25 protein-coding genes are annotated in these 21,004 nt (G+C 67.7%); 8 read left to right on the forward strand and 17 right to left on the reverse strand.

Annotated elements, in window-relative coordinates:
• Positions 1 to 732, reverse strand: a 732-nt coding sequence (locus G1H11_RS15230) for a DUF222 domain-containing protein (protein WP_163819455.1), incomplete at its 3' end; no start/stop codon positions are given.
• 227 nt (positions 733 to 959) lie between these two features.
• Here G1H11_RS15230 and G1H11_RS15235 point away from each other — a divergent pair.
• Both G1H11_RS15235 and G1H11_RS15240 read left to right on the forward strand, forming a co-directional pair.
• Entirely contained in the window at positions 960 to 1,370 is a 411-nt protein-coding gene (locus tag G1H11_RS15235; RefSeq protein WP_163819456.1) for a VOC family protein, read from the forward strand.
• 29 nt (positions 1,371 to 1,399) lie between these two features.
• Positions 1,400 to 1,891 (forward strand): adenosine deaminase family protein, encoded by a 492-nt coding sequence (locus G1H11_RS15240; protein ID WP_163819457.1) that lies wholly within the window; start codon positions 1,400 to 1,402, stop codon positions 1,889 to 1,891.
• A 75-nt stretch (positions 1,892 to 1,966) separates the two neighbouring features.
• On the opposite strand, the gene G1H11_RS15245 is transcribed toward G1H11_RS15240, so the two are convergent.
• On the reverse strand, positions 1,967 to 2,392 hold the full coding sequence (locus G1H11_RS15245) for a hypothetical protein (RefSeq protein ID WP_163819458.1): 426 nt from the start codon (positions 2,390 to 2,392) through the stop codon (positions 1,967 to 1,969).
• A 209-nt stretch (positions 2,393 to 2,601) separates the two neighbouring features.
• Between G1H11_RS15245 and G1H11_RS15250 the strand changes: the two genes are divergently transcribed.
• Positions 2,602 to 3,189 carry a TIGR03086 family metal-binding protein gene (locus G1H11_RS15250; RefSeq protein ID WP_163819459.1) on the forward strand — a complete coding sequence of 196 codons (588 nt, stop codon included), beginning with the start codon at positions 2,602 to 2,604 and terminating at the stop codon, positions 3,187 to 3,189.
• Positions 3,190 to 3,274: 85 nt separating this feature from the next.
• Here G1H11_RS15250 and G1H11_RS15255 read toward each other — a convergent pair whose 3' ends face one another.
• The 7 genes from G1H11_RS15255 to G1H11_RS15285 all read right to left on the reverse strand — a co-directional run bounded on the left by G1H11_RS15255 (position 3,275) and on the right by G1H11_RS15285 (position 9,564).
• The gene (locus tag G1H11_RS15255; RefSeq protein WP_163819460.1) at positions 3,275 to 3,616 is read right to left on the reverse strand and encodes a VOC family protein; all 342 of its coding nucleotides are present in this window, start codon (positions 3,614 to 3,616) and stop codon (positions 3,275 to 3,277) included.
• Positions 3,613 to 4,158, reverse strand: coding sequence for a dihydrofolate reductase family protein (locus tag G1H11_RS15260; RefSeq protein WP_163819461.1), 546 nt, complete (start codon positions 4,156 to 4,158; stop codon positions 3,613 to 3,615). Before G1H11_RS15260 ends, G1H11_RS15255 begins: the two co-directional genes overlap by 4 nt.
• A 131-nt stretch (positions 4,159 to 4,289) precedes the next feature.
• Positions 4,290 to 4,772 (reverse strand): hypothetical protein, encoded by a 483-nt coding sequence (locus G1H11_RS15265; RefSeq protein WP_163819462.1) that lies wholly within the window; start codon positions 4,770 to 4,772, stop codon positions 4,290 to 4,292.
• Positions 4,769 to 7,153: a molybdopterin-dependent oxidoreductase gene (locus G1H11_RS15270; protein WP_163819463.1), complete on the reverse strand. Its 2,385-nt coding sequence runs from the start codon at positions 7,151 to 7,153 to the stop codon at positions 4,769 to 4,771. Before G1H11_RS15270 ends, G1H11_RS15265 begins: the two co-directional genes overlap by 4 nt.
• Before the next feature lie 184 nt (positions 7,154 to 7,337).
• The gene (locus G1H11_RS15275; protein ID WP_163819464.1) at positions 7,338 to 8,210 is read right to left on the reverse strand and encodes an alpha/beta fold hydrolase; all 873 of its coding nucleotides are present in this window, start codon (positions 8,208 to 8,210) and stop codon (positions 7,338 to 7,340) included.
• A gap of 144 nt (positions 8,211 to 8,354) precedes the next feature.
• Complete coding sequence (locus G1H11_RS15280) at positions 8,355 to 8,924, reverse strand: hypothetical protein (protein ID WP_163819465.1); 570 nt, start codon at positions 8,922 to 8,924, stop codon at positions 8,355 to 8,357.
• A 157-nt stretch (positions 8,925 to 9,081) separates the two neighbouring features.
• Entirely contained in the window at positions 9,082 to 9,564 is a 483-nt protein-coding gene (locus G1H11_RS15285; RefSeq protein ID WP_163819466.1) for a hypothetical protein, read from the reverse strand.
• 225 nt (positions 9,565 to 9,789) lie between these two features.
• Here G1H11_RS15285 and G1H11_RS15290 point away from each other — a divergent pair, with 225 nt between their 5' ends.
• A complete protein-coding gene (locus G1H11_RS15290; protein ID WP_163819467.1) occupies positions 9,790 to 10,227 on the forward strand; it encodes a DUF4383 domain-containing protein in 438 nt (145 codons plus the stop codon).
• Positions 10,228 to 10,378: 151 nt separating this feature from the next.
• Here the strand turns inward: G1H11_RS15290 and G1H11_RS15295 are convergent, their stop codons facing one another.
• The gene (locus G1H11_RS15295) at positions 10,379 to 11,104 is read right to left on the reverse strand and encodes an aspartate/glutamate racemase family protein (RefSeq protein ID WP_163819468.1); all 726 of its coding nucleotides are present in this window, start codon (positions 11,102 to 11,104) and stop codon (positions 10,379 to 10,381) included.
• Positions 11,105 to 11,267: 163 nt separating this feature from the next.
• On the opposite strand from G1H11_RS15295, the gene G1H11_RS15300 reads away from it, so the two are divergent.
• Positions 11,268 to 11,696: a pyridoxamine 5'-phosphate oxidase family protein gene (locus G1H11_RS15300; protein WP_163819699.1), complete on the forward strand. Its 429-nt coding sequence runs from the start codon at positions 11,268 to 11,270 to the stop codon at positions 11,694 to 11,696.
• On the opposite strand, the gene G1H11_RS15305 is transcribed toward G1H11_RS15300, so the two are convergent.
• Entirely contained in the window at positions 11,643 to 12,533 is an 891-nt protein-coding gene (locus tag G1H11_RS15305) for an MmyB family transcriptional regulator (protein WP_163819469.1), read from the reverse strand. The genes G1H11_RS15300 and G1H11_RS15305 overlap by 54 nt on opposite strands.
• A gap of 76 nt (positions 12,534 to 12,609) precedes the next feature.
• Here G1H11_RS15305 and ilvD point away from each other — a divergent pair, with 76 nt between their 5' ends.
• Entirely contained in the window at positions 12,610 to 14,514 is a 1,905-nt protein-coding gene (gene ilvD / locus G1H11_RS15310) for a dihydroxy-acid dehydratase (protein WP_163819470.1), read from the forward strand.
• Positions 14,507 to 15,325 carry a TrmH family RNA methyltransferase gene (locus tag G1H11_RS27100; protein WP_216843779.1) on the forward strand — a complete coding sequence of 273 codons (819 nt, stop codon included), beginning with the start codon at positions 14,507 to 14,509 and terminating at the stop codon, positions 15,323 to 15,325. Before ilvD ends, G1H11_RS27100 begins: the two co-directional genes overlap by 8 nt.
• A gap of 39 nt (positions 15,326 to 15,364) precedes the next feature.
• Here the strand turns inward: G1H11_RS27100 and G1H11_RS15320 are convergent, their stop codons facing one another.
• Together G1H11_RS15320 and G1H11_RS15325 are read right to left on the reverse strand one after the other, a co-directional pair.
• Positions 15,365 to 15,643 (reverse strand): DUF6343 family protein, encoded by a 279-nt coding sequence (locus G1H11_RS15320; RefSeq protein WP_163819471.1) that lies wholly within the window; start codon positions 15,641 to 15,643, stop codon positions 15,365 to 15,367.
• 167 nt (positions 15,644 to 15,810) lie between these two features.
• Complete coding sequence (locus G1H11_RS15325; protein WP_163819472.1) at positions 15,811 to 16,401, reverse strand: hypothetical protein; 591 nt, start codon at positions 16,399 to 16,401, stop codon at positions 15,811 to 15,813.
• Between the two features lie 89 nt (positions 16,402 to 16,490).
• Here G1H11_RS15325 and G1H11_RS15330 point away from each other — a divergent pair, with 89 nt between their 5' ends.
• A complete protein-coding gene (locus tag G1H11_RS15330; protein ID WP_163819473.1) occupies positions 16,491 to 17,075 on the forward strand; it encodes a TetR/AcrR family transcriptional regulator in 585 nt (194 codons plus the stop codon).
• A 194-nt stretch (positions 17,076 to 17,269) separates the two neighbouring features.
• Here G1H11_RS15330 and G1H11_RS15335 read toward each other — a convergent pair whose 3' ends face one another.
• From G1H11_RS15335 to G1H11_RS15350, 4 genes are all read right to left on the reverse strand, one after another.
• Positions 17,270 to 17,635 (reverse strand): MmcQ/YjbR family DNA-binding protein, encoded by a 366-nt coding sequence (locus tag G1H11_RS15335; protein WP_163819701.1) that lies wholly within the window; start codon positions 17,633 to 17,635, stop codon positions 17,270 to 17,272.
• A gap of 130 nt (positions 17,636 to 17,765) precedes the next feature.
• Positions 17,766 to 18,929, reverse strand: coding sequence for a hypothetical protein (locus G1H11_RS15340; RefSeq protein WP_163819474.1), 1,164 nt, complete (start codon positions 18,927 to 18,929; stop codon positions 17,766 to 17,768).
• The gene (locus G1H11_RS15345) at positions 18,926 to 19,579 is read right to left on the reverse strand and encodes a hypothetical protein (protein WP_163819475.1); all 654 of its coding nucleotides are present in this window, start codon (positions 19,577 to 19,579) and stop codon (positions 18,926 to 18,928) included. The genes G1H11_RS15340 and G1H11_RS15345 overlap by 4 nt, the downstream gene beginning before the upstream one ends.
• Positions 19,576 to 20,928, reverse strand: a complete 1,353-nt coding sequence (locus G1H11_RS15350; RefSeq protein ID WP_163819476.1) for a hypothetical protein — start codon at positions 20,926 to 20,928, stop codon at positions 19,576 to 19,578. Before G1H11_RS15350 ends, G1H11_RS15345 begins: the two co-directional genes overlap by 4 nt.
• Positions 20,929 to 21,004 lie beyond the last annotated feature (76 nt).

Here is a 21,004-nt window from a genome sequence, read left to right on the forward strand (position 1 = left end):
CAGCGGGTCCAGCGCGGTGCGCACGATCGCCGCATCTTCTGCGCCCAACAAGCCGGAGACCCGCACCGTGCCGTCGCCGAGGTCGGCGAACCGTAGCCGCCGCTTGCGCTGCGCGCGCTCCTCCCGGTCTTCCAAGCTCTCGCAGGACAGGACATGCAGCAGGTGATCGGCCAGCTTCTGCAACGTGGCTGGGTCATGCTCACGAGCGAACGCGGCCAGATCTTCCTCGGCCCGCGCGGCGTCATCGTCTCCGAGGTCGGGCGGTAGCTGACGCATCGTCTTCGAGATCACCTGGGCGTGGTCCAGCGAGATCTCTCCCTGAAGCATGCCATTTCTGGTAGCCGGCATGCTGCGTCCGCGGCCCGTGCTGCGCAGGTTGACGTTGTAGTCATCCGCCGCCTCAGGCGGGGTAAGCCGGTGTGCCAGATCCACCATGCTCTTGGCCGTTCCGGGGCGCAGATTCAGGATGTCCCGCAGCCACGCCGCCGTGGAGGAAGCCCCGAGCCGGCGGCCAAGGTCCCGGCCGTCGGCCTCCGCCAGTATCCGTACGAAGAACTCCACCTGCCGCGCAGCCAGGCCGTGCGCACGGGCCAGCACGTCAGGAAGTTCGTCATCATGAATCGAGGCAGCGTCCACATCCAGGCTCTTGTCGAACACGGATTCGGCAGCCGAGAGCACGCTGAGGACCGGGTGTACCCCGCCGCTAAGCCTGCTCTCGTCGTGTTCGAACATTCCACCACAATAGGCGCACCCACTGACAAACAGGCTTAAATAAAGGACAGTTGATCGAACATATCATCACGATTTTGTAACGTCATTAGGCCCGGGTAAGCGCTGACGCCGAGGCGGAGGAAACGCGGTGATCACCCAGGAAGTGATCCGGTCCACCCATTGCCACGCACACCCACCAGGTGTAGGCCAATACAGACCAGTGGCCACATCACCGCAGGGGGCGCGTCATGGCATCCAAACTCAACCCCTACCTCAACTTCCCAGGCAACGCGCGGGAGGCCATGGAGTACTACAGGAGCGTGTTCGGCGGTGACCTGACGTTGAACACGTACGGCGAGCTCGGGGCCCCAGACACGCCCAACGCCGACAACATCATGCATGGCTCGCTCGAGACGCCAGACGGCTTCGTTCTGATGGGCGCCGACATTCCGCCCGGCACCGAGCACACCCCCGGCAACAGCATCATCATCAGTCTGAGCGGGGACGACGACGATCTGCGCGATTACTGGGAGCGGCTCTCCAGCGAAGGCACCGTGACCGTTCCCTTCGAGAAGCAGATGTGGGGCGACGAGTTCGGCCAGTGCACCGACAAGTTCGGCATCAACTGGATGGTCGACATCGGCCAGCCCCAGACTTGATCATCGCGGAGTCACCGCCGAGCACCCTGATGGAGTCTCTGCCCTACAAGGACTGGATCCTGGGCGTAGGCCTCGACTCCGATGAACGCGGCAACCCGCCGTCGAAGTTCGCCGCCGTTTTCGCCCGGGCGCGCCATGAGGGCTTTCTTCTGACCATGCACTGCGACATCGACCAGGAGAACATCCACGAGCACATCCGGCAGGTTCGAGCTGCTCCCATCCTTGACCGCGGTCTCGGGCTCACCTCCTGCCCGGTGTCCAACGCATGGGTGACGGACAGCATGAAGGCCCAGCAGATCGTCCAGCTCCTCGACGCCGGCGTGAAAGTCTGCGTGAACTCCGACGATCCTGCCTACTTCGGCGCCTACGTCACCGAGAACCTGCAGCGTCTCGCCGATGAAGCGGAGCTGTCGCGCGAACAGGTGATCCAGCTGGCCCGGAACTCGTTCGACATCTCGTGGCTCCCGGAGAACCTGCGCGCCACCTACGTCGCCGAGATCGACGACGTCGCCACTGGTTGACCAGCCGCGATCACCAAGTGGGTGCGGACACGCGCGTACGGTGTCGGCGGCGATGAGCCTGCCCGCGTTCACCGGTTACGGGCCAGGCCGGGCGTCGCCACGAAGGCGGATCGATCTCCACACAGTCATCACCCAGACGATCAGGCCGACGACGCAGATCGCGCCGACCACGGTGATGATCAGCCAGTCGGACCCGCCATCCGCGGGGTAGATGCCGCGCTTGTTGCCCGTGTCGACGGCCAGGACCTGATCGCCTGGCTCCAGCCGGCCGCCCGTCACGAGTGCGACGTCCCGGAGCACCGGTGAACCGTCATCAGGAGCGAAGTCACCATGGGGAACCGGATGCCCACGGCCGCCGCGCACCACCTCGACGACGGTGAAGACCCCTTCCGTGCCTGACCCGAACTTCGCCTCGTAGGCCGGCCCGACCTCTCGGACCACGAGGAACAGCAAGAGGGCGGCCAACACGGGCGTGCCTAGCCACCACATCCACTTCAACATGTGGGCCGATCATAGCCATTCTTCAACGGTGGGGATTTCGTTCCCAGCGTTGGACGACGTCGCGCGCCAGAGCACACACAATCTTCCAATGCTGCTCCACAATCGTCCACTGTTGAGCGGGCAGGCATGACCTTCTGCGATGTCCGATGAATTCCTCGTGCCGAGCCAGTCAACCTCACTAAACCGCCCCGCGCTTGGAGGGAACACTCATGCTCGATCTGGAACCCGCGATTCGTGAGATGGCGAGCCTCGTGACGGAGACTCGCGACGACCAGCTGTCCGGACCGACCCCGTGCGTCGGAGTGACGCTGGGTGATCTGATCGACCACGTCGACGGCTTGGCCCTCGCCTTCACCCTCGCCGCGACCAAGACGACCCCGGTAGGCGGCAGCCAGCCGCCGTCCCCAGATGCGTCGCGCCTGGGTCCGGATTGGCGTATCCGGATCCCCGAGCGCCTCGGCGCCCTTGCCCAGGTATGGAAGGACGTCGAGTCGTGGACGGGGATGACAGTGGTCGGCGGAGTCCAGCTTCCCGGAGACGTCGCCGGCGTCGTGGCGCTGGATGAGCTCGTCGTCCACGGCTGGGACATGGCTGTCTCCAGCGGGCAGGCGTTCACCTGCGACCCGGATCTCCTCCAGGCGACGTACGAGTTCGTTCAGTCGTCAGTGGCACAGAATCCCGAGGGCAGTCCCGGACTGTTCGGGCCGCCGGTGCCGGTGCCGGACGATGCGCCGCTCCTCGATCGGCTGATCGGCCTCACCGGTCGCGACCCCGCTTGGCGGCCCGCGTCACGGTGAGGCGCGCGGCCGCCGCCGAGCCTTCAACCAGACGGCGGGAGCGTCGACCTCCGGCGGCGGGTGCCGTCGCTCTGCCGGGGGTCGCCTACTGTGGAGCCCCGCCGTACCCGATCTCGTTGCCGTCGGGGTCGCGATACGTCAACTTGCGCACACCGTTGGAGTAGGTCTCCCGCAGCGCCGGCTCGATCCCGCGGGCGGTGATCCCGGCGACGATTTCGTCGAGATCGTCGACGAAGACCGTGTGCATGGCGTGCCCGGCGTGTTCGGGTTTCACTTCGATGAACACGTAACGGTGCTCGGCGAGTTCCCAGACGGCCTCGACGTCGTTCGGGACGAACGCGGGTGGTGTTCCGAGAAGTTGCTCGTACCACTGAGCCGCTGTCGCGTAGTCACTGACTGGAATGCCAGCGAACAGATCTACAGTCATCGGATCACCCGGTACCAGATGTTCACCGCGTGCGGGACGTGCGAAACGCTTCGCCGCTCCAGCTTGACGGCGCTCCCGCCCGGATGGTCGAACAGGCGGACACCGTCGCCGAGCATGACGGGCGCGACGCACACCAGGACCTCGTCGAGCACCCCGGCCTCGTGGCACTGCCGGGCGATGCTGGCGCCGAGAATGTTGACGTACTTGTCACCGGCCGCCGCCTTGGCCGCGGAGACCGCCGAGCCGAGGTCCTCCATGAAGGTGACACCCGGAACCGGCGCGGCCGGAGGACGGTGGGTCACGACGAACTGGGGACCGCTCCAGCCGCCACCGAACGGCTCGCCCTCCTTCTCCTGGTCGCCCTGGTGCGGATCGTCGCCACCGAAGGTCCGGTTGCCGACGAGCAGTGCGCCGATGTCGCCGATCAGCTCGTCGATGGTGGGGTTGGGTCCCAGATGCTCGGTGAGCCACGACATGTCACCGCCCGGTCCCGCGATGAATCCGTCCAGGGACATCGTGGCCGAATACAGCATCGTGCCCATGAGCTACCTCCGCGTCGTCGATAAGCCTGACCCTAGAGAGACTCCGACAGGCCTGAGAACTCATCGGTCGGCTAACTGGCAGGTAACGCGACATCCTGCCGGCTCAGCCGGCGACGCACGCGGATGACGGATCAGCTGGCCATCTCTTGCGGGCTGACCACCTTGATCATGTTGTTGGCCCAGCGGGCTTGCCGCAAGACATCCGGGTGGCACTTCTGCGTCAGTGCGAGTAACTCGTCGTCCTTGGCTCCTTGCGCCGTCTGGCCGAGGATCTCCCAGTCGACCGAAAGCCCGACCAGGTCCAGATGCAACTTGCGCAGATCACGCAGGAGCAGCAGGCCGGATTCCGGCCGGTGCCCGAGAAGCTCCGCGGTCCTCTCCCGCACCACACGCAACGGCCGAGACCTGCCCGTGGTGTCCCGGAGATTGATGCCCAGCCGGTCACCCTGCTCGGCCAGCAAACGGATGTGCCGGTGCGACCACCCGGCCATGTCGCGGGTGACGTGGTACACCTCGTGGTCGCTCTTGTGCCGCTCCCCGATCACCAGCAGCTTCCTGGCGGCGATGCGTTCCGCATGGTGGAGGACGCGCAGCAACATGTGGATCTTGTTCACGACACAGCCTCCTCTTCGCGGGTACGCCCATCGACGACGGCGGCCTCCACCCGGCGGATGCGGGCTGCCGCCATCTTGAACAGCGGCTGCTTCGAGACTGGATCCCAGTCGGTAGAGGTCAGCTCGTTCGCCGCCCGACCATGGCCGTCAGGCCCGGAACCGGACTCGGTGTCCCAGTAGCCGTAGTGGAACGGCAGAAAGACGACGCCGTCGCGGATCCCGCTGATTCGCAACCGGGCGAACACGCTCATTCTTGGGGTGCCGATTTCGAGCATGTCGCCTTCCGTGAAGCCGCACGCCTGGGCGTCGCCGGCGGACATCTCCACCCACACCTCGGGAGCGGCGTTCTGCAGCTGAGGGGCCCTCGCGGTCTTGGTCCGGGTGTGGAAGTGGTAGATCGTCCGGCCGGTGGTGAGGATGAACGGGAACTCCCGGCTGGTCTGCTCGTGCGGCGGCTGATAGTGCGCGGCCCGGATCAGCGCCCGGCCCTTCGGATTCTGCGCCTGATACTCCACCTTCTCCACCGACGCGCCGGTCAGCAGATCTTTCCCGAACGATTCGCAGTAGTCCGGCGTGGCGAAGAACTCGCCGTTCTCGTAGAGCCGCTCGGTACCCTCGGGATGTTCCTCGTTGCACGGCCACTGGATGCCGCTGCCGCCACGAAGCTTCTGATAGGTCAAGCCGGTGTAGTCGCACGGCCGCCCGGCGCTGCAGCGCTTCCATGCCTCGAACGCCGACTCCGGATTCGACCACGACACCAGTGGCATGCCGTCCTTGTCGCGGAAATCCATCCGGCGGGCAAAGTCGAGAAAAATGTCGAGGTCAGCGCGGGCTTCACCGGGCGGATCCACGGCCTTCTCGGACAGGTGCACCGTGCGGTCCGCGTTGGTGAACGTCCCGGTCTTCTCTCCCCAAGTCGCCGCAGGAAGGACGACGTCGGCGAGCTGCGCGGTCTCGGTCAGGAACAGATCCTGCACGACGACGAACAACCGCCGCTGACGCAGGATCTCCCGGATGCGAGCCAGTTCGGGCAGCGACACCGCCGGGTTGGTCCCGGTGATCCAGAGGAACTGGATCGAGCCCTCCTCGGCGTAGCGCATCATCTGCATGACGTGCGTGGGCGGAGCGTAGTGCGGAATCTGCCTGGTCTCGACATTCCAGACCTCGGCGAGCTCGGCCACGTGTGAATCGTTGGCCCAGTTCCGGAAGCCCGCGAGGTCGCCGTCGGCCCCCGCCTCACGCGTGTTCTGCGCTGTCGGCTGGCCGTTCATCTGCAGGATCCCCGCGCCCGGCTTGCCGAGCATGCCCCGGATGATGTTGATGTTGTTGACCTGCACCGCCGCGGCCGTGGCCTGATTGGATTGGTATATGCCTTGGAGCACCGTGGACAGCAGACGTTCGGCATTGCCGATGATCCTCGCCGCCTCCCGGATCCGTTCGGCCGGCACGTCGCAGATCTCCGCGGCGCGCTCCGGCGGGTACTGCTTGACGGTGGTCCTCAGCTCGTCGAACGCCACCGTGTGCGCGGACACATACTCGTCGTCGTACCACCCGTGCTCGATGATCTCGTGCAGCAACACATTGAGAAGCGCGACGTTGGTTCCAGGTAGCGGCGCGAGATGGACGGTGGCCTCCTTGGCCACCGGTGTGAGCCGCGGGTCCACACACACCAACCGCGGCGGGTTCGGGCCGTGCAGTCGGTCCAGCACCCGCATCCACAACACCGACTGCGTCTCGGCCATGTTGTGGCCGAACAGGGCGATCACGTCCGCATGGTCGACGTCGGTGTAGGAGCCAGGCTGGCCGTCGCAGGCGAACGACTCCTTCAGTGCGGCCGCCGCCGTCGCCGTGCACAGCCGGGTGTTGCCGTCCAGGTGTGAAGTGCCGATGCCGGCCCTCGCGATCACACCCAGCGTGTAGTACTCCTCCAGGAACAGCTGACCCGTGGTGTAGAAGCCGATGCCGCTGGGACCGTGTTTCTCCAGCTGCTCCCTGGCCTTCTCAGTGACCAGCGACATCGCCGTGTCCCAGCTCGCCTCTTCGAACCGGCCGTCGTCCTGCCTGATCAGTGGGCGTGTCAGCCGATCCGGCGACGAGTTCGCCTGCCACCCGTACAAGTCCTTCGGGCCCAGCCGTCCCTTGTTCACGCGGTCCGACGCGCGCCCGCGGACTCCAGCGATCCGGCCGCTCTTGACGGCGATGTCCATCGCGTCGCCGCTGGAATGCAGCAGCGACGCCGTCTGGACCCAGCGATCGACGTCGCCGTCGTCCAAGCCGTCGAGGAAGGTGTCCTGGCGTTCCGGCCACTCGTCTCCGGGGCCGTACGGTGTGCGTTCTCCCCACGGATCGGCGATCCGGTCCGGTGTTGACGTTTCAGCCACGGTTGCTCCCTCCCACGGCAGCGCCAGGCCTATTCACCTGTCGGGGGTCGATCACCGCTCGTTGCGGCGGTCATCATCACCCGGTGCGCTTCTACCCACGCAGAGCAACATCATTCGACGGCACACACGGGTACGCCACCGCGGATGCCCGGCAGGCCCAGCGATGGCGTTACCGTGGACGGCCTCAGCGGACTGCGGTGAGCACCTCACGCAAGGCCGCGGCGAAGGCGTCGGGCTGACCGGTCATGCCGTACTCGCCGCCGAGGAATCCGCCGTGGTCGCTCGGGAAGGTCACACATCCGGTCCCGAGACGTTCTGCCACTCCCAGCGCACCACGGTGAGCCATCTCGCCCTCCGACTCCGCGCCGACGGCGAGAACGACACGAGTGGACGCGCCGCGGATGGCCTCGAAGTCGTGCTCGTGATGGGTGGACGTGATGATGTTCTGGCCCACGAGCGGGTCGTTGCGGGATCCGTCGTCCTCCGTGGGCAGCCCGAACACGGCCGGGTCCACGTCGAGCTGGTCGGCGAAGCCCTCCGGTAACGGCCCCTTGTGCCCGACGACGGCGATGAACTGCGCCATCGCCGGACCGAACCCGCGCTTCTGGTACGTCTCGTGGATCTTGCGGCATACGGCCAGCGCCTCCTCGCGATCCGGCAGCGTCTGGGCGGCCGGAGGCTCGTGCGCCACCAGCGTGCGCACCTGCTCCGGGTGCTGGGCCACCAGAACCAGCGCATTGACCGCTCCACCACTGCTGGCGAAGACGTCCACCGGGCCAGCGTCCAGCGCCGAGATGATGCGGTGCAGGTCATCCGCGTGCTCGTCGGGCGTGGACTGCTCCGCATCGTCCGTGCGCACGCTGCGCTCCACTCCGCGGGGATCGTAGGTCACCACGGTGCGGTCGGCGAAATGCCCGGACAGCGTACCGAATCCCGCGGCCCCCATAGGGGACCCCACGAGCAGGAGCACCGGCTCGGTGCTGGACTCGTTGCTCCGTACGTCGTAGTTGAGCACGGCGCCAGGAACGTCCAGGGTGTACGTCTTCGGTTCGGTCATGAGTGTCTCCTCCTCGGGGAGTTCGTCGAAGTCTCACCATGCAGACCCACCGGCCCGGTGAAACTCATCGCCCGAGCCAGAGCCGATCCGTGCGGCCGGCGTTCGTCCACACGGTGTGAGGGCCACGCCCCGAGGGATCACCCGTTACCGGCGGAGTGTGGATGCCTTCTCACCGAGACGTTCCATAAAACCCCGGCGCACCTCACTGGCTCGCTGCTGTTCACCGGCGAACGCGTCGACGACGAGCATCGCGCCCGTCAACGCGGGCACCGCCCACTGAAGCATCGAGAGCTGTCGCTGTGCCTTGGCGATGTCCGGCGACGTCGAGGACTCCGGATCGGCGGCACTGTCCACCGGAACGTCGTCGATCTTCGACACCTTCTTCCCAAGCATTCTGCTGTACGCGGTCGCTCCGAGCGCGGCCATCATCAGCGACGTCTTCGTCGCAGCCATCGTCGCGACGCCCCGCTGCGCACGCATGCGCGGCATGTTCCCAATCAGCAGTCCAGTGCTCCCGGCCAGATGGACGCCGATGGCCGCGGCGTTGAGCGGTGTCCAGCGGTCCCAGCCGGCGTTGATCACATCAGCCGTGTTCTTCGCGTGCCCGGCCTCATGGCCGGCCTGGTTCAGCGCGACCGTGTTCGCCAGCGTTCCGCCGAACCAGGCGGCCAAGCCGACGTCGTTCATCGCGCGCGAAAGCGTGTTTCGAGCCATGACATTTCCCCCTAAATCGGGCCTCCGAGTGAGCGGAGGGGGTACCCCTCGGGCGCGGCCCCAAACCGGTGTCGCTGACATGCCGGCAACTCACGTGAACGACGCCGCCGGCCCGGGTGCCGGCGGGGCGCTCAGGTGTGGCGCTCAGGTGTGGCCCTCAGGCGTGGCGCTCAGTGTTGGGATCGGCTGAGGAGAGCGCCCCGGGATGAGGCTCGTGACCCGGCAGGCCGGCCGTACGGCGACGGCGCTTCAGCTCCGCCTCATGGAGGTGGCGATGGCCGCGTACCAGCTCACGCGCTTGCCGCTCCAATGCGCGGAAGACGTGGTAGTAGGTGTCTTCGTAGTCCTCGATCACCTGGTACGTCCATCGGCCCGGGAGGACGTTTCGCCCCAGCAGCTCAGTCGACAGCTGTTCGGCGACGCCGACATGGCCGGCATCGCGCAGTTTGCTGACGGCTTCCTCCAAGGTGAAGTCCGCGGAGCCTGTGAGCTGGTGAAACGCATACAGGTGTCCCCGTGCCACCTCCACCGTCTCCAGCGCTTCGGTCAGCTTCCCCACCGCGTCCACGGTTGCGCTGTCCAAACCCTCCGCGGCGGTGTCCGGATCCAGATATCCCGAGGCGTCGTGCGTATCTCCCATGATGCTCCGATACCCGGGGCAGAGCGATTGATGCGCAGCGCAAACACCGGTGCGCCGCTGCGGCACAGCGCCCGTCGGGCTGGTAGCGAGCCCTGGTCATGACCACGGCGGCACGCAGGAATGCGGCTACCGCCCATGGGTATTCGTGAGGTTCACGAGCGGGACATGAAGGTCCGGCTCGAGAGGGAGAGGGGTATTCACATGGCTGCACCTGGTGGGAAGAGCATGACCGCAACGCCGATCCAGACCGCCGCCACCGTGTTCGGCGCCGTGTTCCTGCTTGTCGGAATCCTGGGCTTCATTCCAGGCGTCACCACGGACTTCGACACGATGGAGTTCGCCGGCCACGAGTCGGAGGCAATGCTTCTAGGGATATTCCAGGTCTCGGTGCTGCACAACATCGTTCACCTGTTGTTCGGCGTCGCCGGCCTGGCGCTGGCACGATCGTTCTCGGGGGCACGCGCCTTCCTGATCGGCGGCGGGATCGTCTACGCCGTGCTGTGGATCTACGGGCTGATCATCGACCACGACCACGAGGCCAACTTCGTGCCGTTGAACGACGCGGACAACTGGCTGCACTTCGTCTTGGCCGCGGCGATGATCGTTCTGGGTCTGGTGCTGGGCCGCAGGCGGGTCGGCACGCGCGGCACCGCCGCACCGTGACGGCAGACGGCCGCACATCACGTCGTCCTGACGCCTTGGAATCGTCCTGACCCGGTGTAGTCGCGCCAAACCGGGGCCGAGCTCCGTTTGGCGCGACTCCGAGGCGCCAGGACGAACAAAAGGCGTCAGGACGAACAAAGACGCCGGGGTACTACGGTCTGTCTCCGCCTCTCCATGCCGGCAGTTCGCGCCTGCCGACCGCGACCTCGAACGCCGTGTGGGCCAGCAGGCGCGTGGAGTCGAGGGTGGGCAGCGGTGAACTGGCGTCGTCGACCAGCAGCGGGATCTCGGTGCACACCAGGGCGACCGCGTCGCAGCCACGTGCGGCCAGCCCTTTGATGATCTCGACGTAGGTGTCGCGCGCCTCGTCAGTGAAGACGCCGTGCACGAGCTGGCTGAAGATGATGTCGTCGACCACGGCTCGCTCGTCGTCTTCGGGCACGGCCGAGTCGATACCTCGCCGGCGGAACGCGGCGGGATACATGTCGTTGTCCATCGTGTACTTGGTGGCCAGGATGCCGACCTTGCGGCGGCCGTCGCCAGCAGCGCGCTCGGCGACGACGTCGGCGATGTGCAGCCCGGGAAGGGCCAGCGGCTCGCCGGGAGTGCCCAGCGCGATGTGGGCGGTGTTGTCCGGGCAGACGAAGAACTCGGCACCGGCCGCTCGTAGACGCTCGGTGCTGGTGGCCAGCAGGGACCGGATCGGCGGGTAGTCGTCCGCGTCCCAGGCGGGCATGCTGTGCCCCATCGCGATGCAGTCCAAGGTCACGTCCGGATGCATGTGCGGCCCCAGCTCGCGGAATCCGTGCTGACAGAACGTCCGCAGACACAGCGCTGCGCCTTCGATGCTGTGAGCGAGAATCCCGAGATGTCTCATGATGTGTCCCCTTCCGGTGAAGTCGTGACAGCGCGTCCAGCACAGGCCACAGTGTTGCCGGAGACATGTAGTTATGGACTCGACGTTGACATGAACCACAGATGATGTTCGACGATTCTTCCACGACCTCGTACCACCCAAGCGAACGGACGATCACCCGGTGATGGAGAACGAACTGGACGTGGACGCGTTCCTTGCCCGGCCGCTCACGGCCCGCGTGGCAACCAACGGCCCCACTGTTCGGCCCACCTGGTATCTGTGGGATGAACACGCATTCTGGATCCTGACAGGGCCGTGGGCGAAGCTGTTGGCTCATGTCCAGGCTGACCGGTCGATCGCGCTGGTAGTCGACGAATGCGACCTCTCCACCGGCACGGTGGTACAGGTGATCGCGCGGGCCGAAGCCGAGATCGTCGCCTTCGACGTTCCCCGCGGACGCCGCAAGCTCGCCCGTTACCTCGGAGCCGACGAGACGCGGTGGGACGCGCGCTTCCGTGCGTATCTCCATACCGATCCTGCGGAGAATGGAACCGTCTGGTTACGGGCGAAGCCGGCATCCCTCCACGTCAAAGACCTGAGTTATGCCGTCTGATCCCGGCGCGGCGAGCAGCCGCCGCATCCTGGCCGCCGTGTCAGTGTCCCGCAGCGGCACATAGACGACCACGTGCATGTCCGGGACGTCGGACGGGGTGAGCCGGTGGTGCTCGAAGGCAAGCTCGCCCACGTCCGCGTGGTGGAAGCGTCGTTCCCGGGAAGAGAACCTCTCGACCCGGTGCTGCACCCACGCCCGGGCGAACTCCGGGCTCTCGTCGAGCAAGCGGGCGATCAGGGCGGCATGTGCGGCATGGCCGAGCAGCGGCCCGGTCTCGGCCCGGTACTCGGCGAGGAAATGCCGGCTGGTGGCATCCCAGTCGGGCAGCATGCGCCGGACGGACGGGTCGGTGAAGATCAGCAGGAGGAGGTTGCGGTCCTCGGCCGCGACCGTGGCCACGTTCGGGTACAGCGCCTGGTAGGCGAGGTTCCAGCCGGCGATTGCCCAGCCCGGCGAGACGGCGAAGGCCGGCGAGTGGCCCTGGGCGTCGAGCAGCCGCTGGATGTGTGCCGGCACCGCCGCCGGCGTCACCTCGTGCGGCTGGTGTGGCGCGTAGCCCGCGAGGGAGAGCACGTAATCGTGTTCCGCCGCGGACAGGCGCATGGTGCGGGCGACCGAGTTCAGGACCTGCCGTGACGGGTTGATCTTCCTCCCCTGCTCCAGCCACGTGTACCAGGTGACGCTGACACCCGCCCGGTAGGCGATCTCCTCGCGCCGCAGGCCGGTCAGGCGGCTTCGGCCCACCGGCGGAAGATCGAAGCCGGCCCGGACCAGTTCCTGGCGGCGCGTGCGCAGGAATCCGCCGAGCTCCCGGCGGCGTTCCTCGTCCTCACCCACGCGTCAACACTAGTACTGGCAGTACTAGAAGCGACGGCGTCTTCCCAATCTGTGCATCCCGTGACGCAATTGGCCCATGCCTCCACTTCGCTCCCGCACCGTCACGCACGGCCGGAACATGGCCGGCGCCCGCGCCCTCCTGCGCGCGGCGGGTGTCGCCTCTGAGGACCTCGGCAAACCTATCGTCGCCGTGGCGAACAGCTTCGCCGAGTTCGTGCCCGGCCACACGCACCTGCAGCCCGTGGGCCGCATCGTCTCCGCGGCGGTGTCCGCGGCCGGCGGCGTGCCCCGGGAGTTCAACACGATCGCCGTGGACGACGGCATCGCGATGGGACACGGCGGCATGCTCTACTCACTGCCCTCCCGGGACCTGATCGCCGACTCGATCGAGTACATGGTCAACGCGCACTGCGCCGACGCCCTCGTGTGCATCTCCAACTGCGACAAGATCACGCCCGGCATGCTGATGGCCGCACTGCGCCTGAACATCCCCACCGTGTTCGTGTCCGGCGGGCCGATGGAAGGCGGCACCGCCACACTCGTCGACGGGACGGTCCGCACGGGCCTCAATCTCGTCTCGGTGATGGCCGACGTCGCCTCCGACGCGGTCTCCGACGACGAGCTGTCCCGGATCGAGGAGAACGCCTGCCCCACCTGCGGCTCGTGCTCGGGCATGTTCACCGCGAACTCGATGAACTGTCTCACCGAGGCGCTGGGCTTGGCGCTTCCCGGTAACGGCACCACGCTGGCCACGCACACGGCCCGCCGCGACCTCTACGAACGCGCGGGACGCGTCGTCGTCGGACTGGCGCATCGCTACTACGAGCTGGACGACGCCGACGTCCTGCCCCGGGCCATCGCCTCCCGTGCGGCGTTCGAGAACGCGATGTGCCTGGACATCGCCATGGGCGGCTCCACCAACACTGTCCTCCACCTGCTCGCCGCGGCGCACGAAGCCGAGCTGGACTTCACGCTCGATGACATCGACGCACTCTCCCGTCGGGTGCCGTGCCTGTGCAAGGTGGCCCCCAACGGGCGCTACCTCATCGAGGACGTGCACCGTGCCGGCGGCGTTCCCGCGCTGCTGGGCGAGCTGAACCGGGCGGGGCTGCTCGACACCGGCGTGCACAGCATCCACGCCCCTACGCTCGGAGCCTGGCTGGCGGAGTGGGACGTGCGGGGCGGCTCGTGCTCCGCCGAAGCTGTGGAGCTCTTCCACGCTGCTCCCGGATGCGAGCGCTCCGCACAGGCGTTCTCTCAATCCCGGCGCTGGCACGAGCTGGACCTCGACGCCGCATCCGGCTGCATCCGCGACGCCGCGCACGCCTACTCCAGCGACGGCGGCCTCGCGGTCCTGTGCGGCAATCTCGCCGAGGACGGCTGCATCGTCAAGACGGCTGGGGTCGACGCGTCCATCCTCGCGTTCACCGGACCCGCCGTCGTCGTGGAATCCCAGGAGGAAGCGACGGAGGCGATCCTTACCGGCCAGGTCACCGCCGGCGACGTGCTGGTGGTCCGCTACGAGGGCCCCCGAGGCGGCCCGGGGATGCAGGAGATGCTGTACCCCACCGCGTTCCTCAAGGGCCGGGGCCTTGGCGCCGCATGCGCCCTGATCACCGATGGCCGGTTCTCCGGCGGGACCTCCGGGCTGTCCGTCGGTCACGTCTCCCCCGAGGCGGCCGCGGGCGGTGCCATCGCCCTCGTGGAGGACGGCGACCGGATCAGCATCGACATCCCGCGGCGCTCAGTCGAACTCCACGTGCCCGGGGAGCAGCTCCGGTCCAGGCGTGAACGCCTAGAGGCCACCCACGGCTACCGCCCGCGCAAGCGCGAGCGCGCGGTGTCGGCCACGCTCCGTGCCTACGCGGCCATGGCGACGTCCGCCGACCGCGGAGCCGTCCGCGACGTAGAGATGCACACGGATTCCCGGCAGGCGGCGCTGGCGCTTGCTGGCCGTTCGATACCGTCGTCGGGTGCGTAAGCTCACGATCACGTCGCGCAACGCGCGCTTCCAGCAGTGGCAGGCGTTGCTCGGCAATCGCTCGAAGCGGCAGCGCGCCGGCGAGTTCCTCGTCCAGGGTGTCCGGCCCATCACGCTCGCCGTCGAGCACGGCTGGACCGTTCGCGCGCTGGTCCATCCCACGACGGGAACCCGCTCGGCGTGGGCGGAACGCTTGCTGGCCACGCTGGACGCCGAGCAGGTCGCGATGGCGCCTGACCTGCTGAACGAGCTGGCCGAGAAGGCAGACGAGACACCCGAACTGCTCGCGGTGGTCGAGATGCCGCCGGACCGGCTGGACCGCATCCAGGCCGGCGACCACCTGCTCGTCGTCGTCTTCGACCGTCCCACGAGCCCGGGCAACATCGGCACCCTCGTCCGCTCCGCCGACGCCTTCAGCGCGCACGGTGTCGTCGTCACCGGGCACGCCGCCGACATCTACGACCCGAAGGCGGTGCGGGCCAGCACCGGTTCGCTGTTCGCCGTACCCACCATTCGCGCAGGCGGACCGGTCGACCTGCTCAATTGGGCCCGGACCCATGCCGTCCAGGTGATCGGGACCGACGAGGCGGGTTCGGTCGACCTCGACGCCCACGACCTGACAGTGCCCACCATGTTCGTTATCGGCAATGAGACGGTCGGCATGAGCAGGGCGTGGCACGATGCCTGCGACACGATCGTCCGGATTCCCATCGGAGGCGCCGCGAGCTCTCTCAACGCAGCCGCTGCCGCCACCACGGTGCTGTACGAAACCGCCCGTCAGCGGCGCTCCGTCCGCGGCCCGGCGCGGTGATCGGCGGGCGCCTCCCGAGCAGACCCGCCTGGCGCTAGGTCAGCGGGTGTTGCGCCACCTCAGGCCGACCACCACGGCATTCACCGCCGCGACGAGCGCGACCACGGTAAGGAAGAGCGCGCCGGCGAGTTCCGCCGAGCCACCGTCGCCGGCTGCGACGATGAACAAGACGATGACGGCCAGGCCCGCGACCACGAACCCGAAGAGTGCGAACGCCAGGCGGATCCGGTACGGAGATCGTGCGTTCCTCGGCTCGGTGCCGGCCGGCTGCTCGCGGTTGAGCCATCCGGCGCCGTGTGGCTCCTCATGGTGCGACATGACATCGCCTCCTCACGCGGGCTTCTGCCCTTGATGTCCCCGTGCGCCGGACAGTCAAACGTCCGGCGTGCTGGCGCGGGCGTCATCGTTGCCGGCTTACTACCCCTACCGGGGGTGTAACTCGGCAATGATCGCGTCCCGCTGCCCGCGTGCTCGTGACACGGCAGCTAGCCCCGGGCAGCGGCGCTGTCTTTCGAACCGGTGCGGGAGCGGCCGCCTCCGACCGCCGTACTCACCGCCTCGATCACCGCGATCACGCCGAACGCGGATGCCATGAGGTGGAACCAGTTGGTGCTCTCGATCATGGTGATGGGATCGGACCGGTCGATGCCCGGCCGGCTGAACCACCACAGGTCGCCGTCAACGGCGCTGAGCGCGACGAAGATGACGAAGGCCGAGACGTAGGTGATCTCACGCAGCACCAATCCGCGCCACTTGTCGACAGGGCGGCGATCCCACTTGCTGATCAAGAACCTGCCGATGCCGATGGGCGTTGCGAAGTACGCCACAAGGGACAGCTGTATCAGCTCGGCACCACGGAGCGCGGTGTCGACGAACGCGAGAATCAAGGAGACACAACCGAGGACGACGACGAGCCGCATCAGGCGCTCACTCGTCCCGATACGCCGGAGCCCGTAACGGGTCACCAAGGTGGAGACGACGAGGGTCCAATAGGCCACCGTGAAGGCATACAGATGCGGCGCCCGCCGCACCATGTCGATTCCGTACTCCACCAGGCCACCGGTGCTGCCGTCCATGCTCACCACTCCTAGTACACTGTGCTGAGAACTCGAATCTAGCACAGCGTGCCAGTACAGTGTGCTAAGCCGAAGCGAAGAGGCGGGACATGAGTGACCGGCGGGAACAAATCGTCGACGCGGCGGCGCACGTCGCGGCTGAGAACGGGCTCGCGTCGCTGAGTGTCCGCGTGGTCGCCGCCCGGGCGGGCCTCGGCGCCAGCACGCTGCGCCACTATTTCCCGACACAAGCGGATCTCTATCACGCCGTGGTCGGCAGGTTGCTCCACCCGCACCTAGACGACCTGCGCATTCAGGATCGTGACGCCTCGGCCACCGAACGGCTGGCCGAATGCATGGGGCAGTTCCTGCCGCGGAAGGAGGACCACGCCGCGCAGCTGGAGAGCTGGCTGGCCGCATACGCCTTGGCCGTGGGGCCGGAGCGCACGGACAACGGCGCGCACCTCCTCGCGTCCATGGCGCAGCATGCCCGCGAGCGGGTCGACGGCTGGCTGGCCGTCCTCGAATCCGAGGGGTCGCTGCGCGGCACCGACCGTGGCCGCCATGTCACCACGCTTCTCGCCGTGGTCGACGGGCTCTGCCTCGAGCTGGTCACGCCTGGCTCACTCACCACCGTGGAGCTCGCGCACAGCATTCTCGACGAGGTGATCGAGAACGTCGTGGTGGTCAGCTGAGGTCCGTCGCATCATCGGGCCGTCCTGACGCGATCGCATCGTCCTGACGCCCCACAGCCGCGCTTCCCGTGCTCCTCCGGGCCGGTGCCGCGACTCCATGGCGTCAGGACGACAGAAGCGCGCCAGGTGCCTGGCCTACGGCGCACCCGACGATCGCGCTCGGGCACTGCCGGGCTGAAGCGCCCGGGCCGGCCTCAGGCGGGTGGGTTCTCGCTGAGCCATACCTTGGCACGACGAGCGGATGCCCGGCACAACCACGCGTCCTGCACCACTTCCCTCAGCTCCGCCAGGGAGAGTTCGCCGACACGGCCTCCCCGGACGAGCACCGAGGAATGGCCGTCGAAATGCGCGGTGGTGAAGAACGGCGACGCGTCGTCCTGGACCAGGGCCTGCTTGTCCGCCTCGGATGCCACCCACAAGACGATCACATCACGGTAGCGTTCACCCGTCTCGGGATCGACCGCGTCCGGCCGTGGGTTCCGGAAGAAGACGAACGACTTTCCACCCACCTGGTAGACGGGATTCTCGCCATCCCCGTACTCAACGGTGACGTGCGGCATGGCCAGCGCCAGCTCGTGCACGTCCTCGACCCGAGCGGGCCGACTCCCAGCATCGGACACAGCCTCAACCTACGCCACATCGCCGCGCCCGGGTCAAGGCTCCGGGACGCCGGCCGGCGCGACGATACTTTCAGCGGGTGCGCAGGCGGTCGAGCAGGTCCGGGGCCAGGGACCCGTAACCGGTCGACGCCCACGGCTCGACACCGGAATCCATGTAGTGAACGACGGTGCTGCCGTGCGGCAGATCGAGGATGTCGGGTTCTCGACTCTTGCGGACATCACGCCGGCAAGCGGCGCAACAAGGAACCTCACGCGTGCCGGCCGGCGTCGTCCAGACGGCAGTCGTCGTCGCCGTTCCGTGCAGCGGGTTGAAGAAGCACGCCGCCGACGGTTTCCATGGCTTGCCGGCGACCGCAAGGCTCAGGGCGTCCTCGCCACGCCTGGTGAGAACCAGCGCACCGATCGAGTCGGCCGCATCGGTGGAACGGTCCAGGACGGCCGTGCCGGCCTGATAGTGGTCGAGCGCCGCGCGCCATGCCTCGCCGTTCGCACGCTTCCCGATCTGCAGGGTCCTGATCCGCTCCCCCAGCGCGGCGCTCTCCGTCTCGGCGCGTCGTCGCCAGTCGTTGGTCTGCGCCGACGAAATCCGCTGCAGCGCCCGGTCCTTGACCTGCACCTCGCGTCGGTGCGCGCCGCGTGCCCGCAACTTGGGCAACACGGCGGCGAGAAGCACCGCGACTACCAGGACGACACCGCCGCCGATCACCGCCGGCGGCTCCAGTCCGAAGATGCCGCCGGATCCGTCCCCGGCCGGCTCGACCTCGGAGGCCTCGGCGTTCCGCTCGGCAATGTGCTCTTCGTACACCTCGCGCGCGGTGCCACCGGTGAACAGCTCCACGGCTTCGGACAGCTGCAGCCCCAGATCACTCGGGTAGAGATCGCGCGCCACATAGGTTGCCAGCGCGTCGTCGTTGCCGGTTCCGACCCCGTAGCGGGTGACCTCCAGGTTCCACGTTTCGGCTGCACCGACCCTGGAGACGAAGTAGACGCCGTCCTGGGGCAGCTCACGGTGTACCAGGGAAACCAGCTGGTTCGCGGAGACCTCGCTGTTGTAGGTCAACGGCACCGCGAGGACGAATACGGACGGATCCGCGCCGGCGATCGCGACGTTGATCGCTTCCAGGTTCTCGTCACTGATCGCGTCGGCGACCGCAGGATCGATGTGCACGGGTCCATCCGCCAGATCGGCGGCGATCGCCTGCGGATCCGGCTGATAGGCCTCGTCGTCGCTCATCTCTTTCTCCCACCTCCCCTGACGCCCAGCCATCCGAGCGCCATCACCAGCGCCAGGCCCATGCCGGCCAGCACACCGAGAAGCGACGCCGCCGCGATCGTGCCGCCGGTGCCGCCCCAATAGTCGCTGCCGGACGTATCCGCCTCCCGGTACTCCCGCCCGTCGTTATCCGAGATCACGGACAGCAACGTCTCGGCAGGGCTGGCGGCCGGTTCGTCACCGTCACCGTCGAGGCGGGACGGGATCGACAGATAGTCGCCTTCGATCCCGACTTCACGGCTGTCGATCTCGTTCGCGTCCAGCCGCAGGTACAGGCCAGGACGACCCAGCTCAGCCCCGATCTGTGCCAGCGCCTCGCCCTCCAGGTAGTAGCCCGCCTGGGCACTCGGCCGCCACACCACGACGTAGACGCCCGGGTCCGAGGCCGCTGCGGCGGCGTCGACCTGAGCGCGTTCCTCCGCCGTGAGCAGCTCGTCGACCGCTGGCTCGATGTAGACATGCGAATCCCGCAAACCCTCCACCGCTGCCTGCACGCGATCCCCCACCGGGATCGGGTCCGGAACCCCCGGCGTGGTGAGCGCCCACGCGCCGGCCCCGCCGGCCACGGCGGCCGCCACGGTGACCAGCATCCCGGTTCGCCACGTACTCATCGGCGGTTCTCCAGGACGTGCCGCGCCAGATTGTCGACGAGCGCGCCATAACCGGTCCGGGCCCACACCGTGTTGGTCTCCACGTAGGGCCGCCTCCGCCACCGGGTCCTGACTACCATGAACGACCCCTGCTCGCGCCGGCACTGGGGGCACACCGGCGCGTCGATGGTGGATCCGGCGATGCGCACCGTCTCGCGAGCCTCTGGGTGCATCGGGTTGATGAAGCACGGCCGAAACCGCGGGACGTTGGCCTTGCCGATCCGGCGCAGTTCACGCTCGGCTTGAAGGGACAGCACATAGGCGCCCACCGCATCGAGTTCGTCGCGGGTCTCCAGCACCCGCTCAGCAGCGTCCAGCGCCTCCTCCGCAGCGCTCGCCGGCGGCAGTGCCAGCTCGCGGGCGTTGAGGTTCTCGAACCGGCGCCGGGCGCGTTCCCAACGGTTCCGGGCGACGTCCGCGATGTCCGCCGGGATATCGGCGTCGGCCTCCGGCCGCCGGGACGTCGTCTTCCCAGCGCCACCTCGCCCCGTGCCCCGGCCCGCGTGGGTCCTGCTGCCGTCTCGCCCTCCCGAGCCGCCCTGGCGCCGGGTGGTTCGCGACGTCACCGCATGCACGACACCGGTCATGATCGATCCGGCGACGAGGATCGCGATCCCCGTGCCCAAGGTCGCGACCCAGCGCCCGGCCAGCGCATCGGCCCGTTCATAGTGCTCCGTCGGGATGAACGCCCACGGCTGTTCCGCGTACTCGTCGACGACCTCCACCGGCAGTGGCTCACCGGGCTCGGCGGCGGCACGGACGGTCAGCACGGCTTCGAGAAGGGTCGATGCCCGCGGGTACTCTCCAGGACCATTGGCGACGACGTACTGCAGGGCCTCCGCCGTAACTCGCTGATCGACATTTGCCGTTGGACCCCACGCGCCGACATAACGCGGACCGTCGATGAAGTCGACGAAATACAGCCCATCACCGAGTTCGGACCGCAGCAGCGCCGCCGCCTGCTCGCTCACGCCGTCCGTGGCCGCCAGATCCTCAGGGGTGTCGGCTAGAACCACATACACCGGCCCATCGACGTCCGCCGCGAGATCCACGAGGAGATCATGTGCCGCACGTGTATCGCCCATACCCATGGCTGGCTGGATCAGAACCGGGTCGGCGCGAAGGTGCTCGACGATGTCGTCGATGGTCCGGGGGAACGCCTCCTGGGCCGCGGCCGTCGGCGCGACGAGGGCGAGCAGCGCCGATCCGGCGAACGTCACGAAGAGCGCCGTCAGGACGCGTACGCTCAGGCGGCAGCCGTCAGCGACCCGGCGCCGCGACTCGGTCCGGACCGCGATCGCCACTGGCACTGCGACATCATAACCAGGCTCCGTTGTGACTCCGCCGCCCCACGTGCCGCTTTGCCACCTGATCGTCGATGTGTCG

The organism is Phytoactinopolyspora alkaliphila (assembly GCF_010550695.1).
Taxonomy (GTDB): Bacteria; Actinomycetota; Actinomycetes; order Jiangellales; family Jiangellaceae; genus Phytoactinopolyspora; species Phytoactinopolyspora alkaliphila.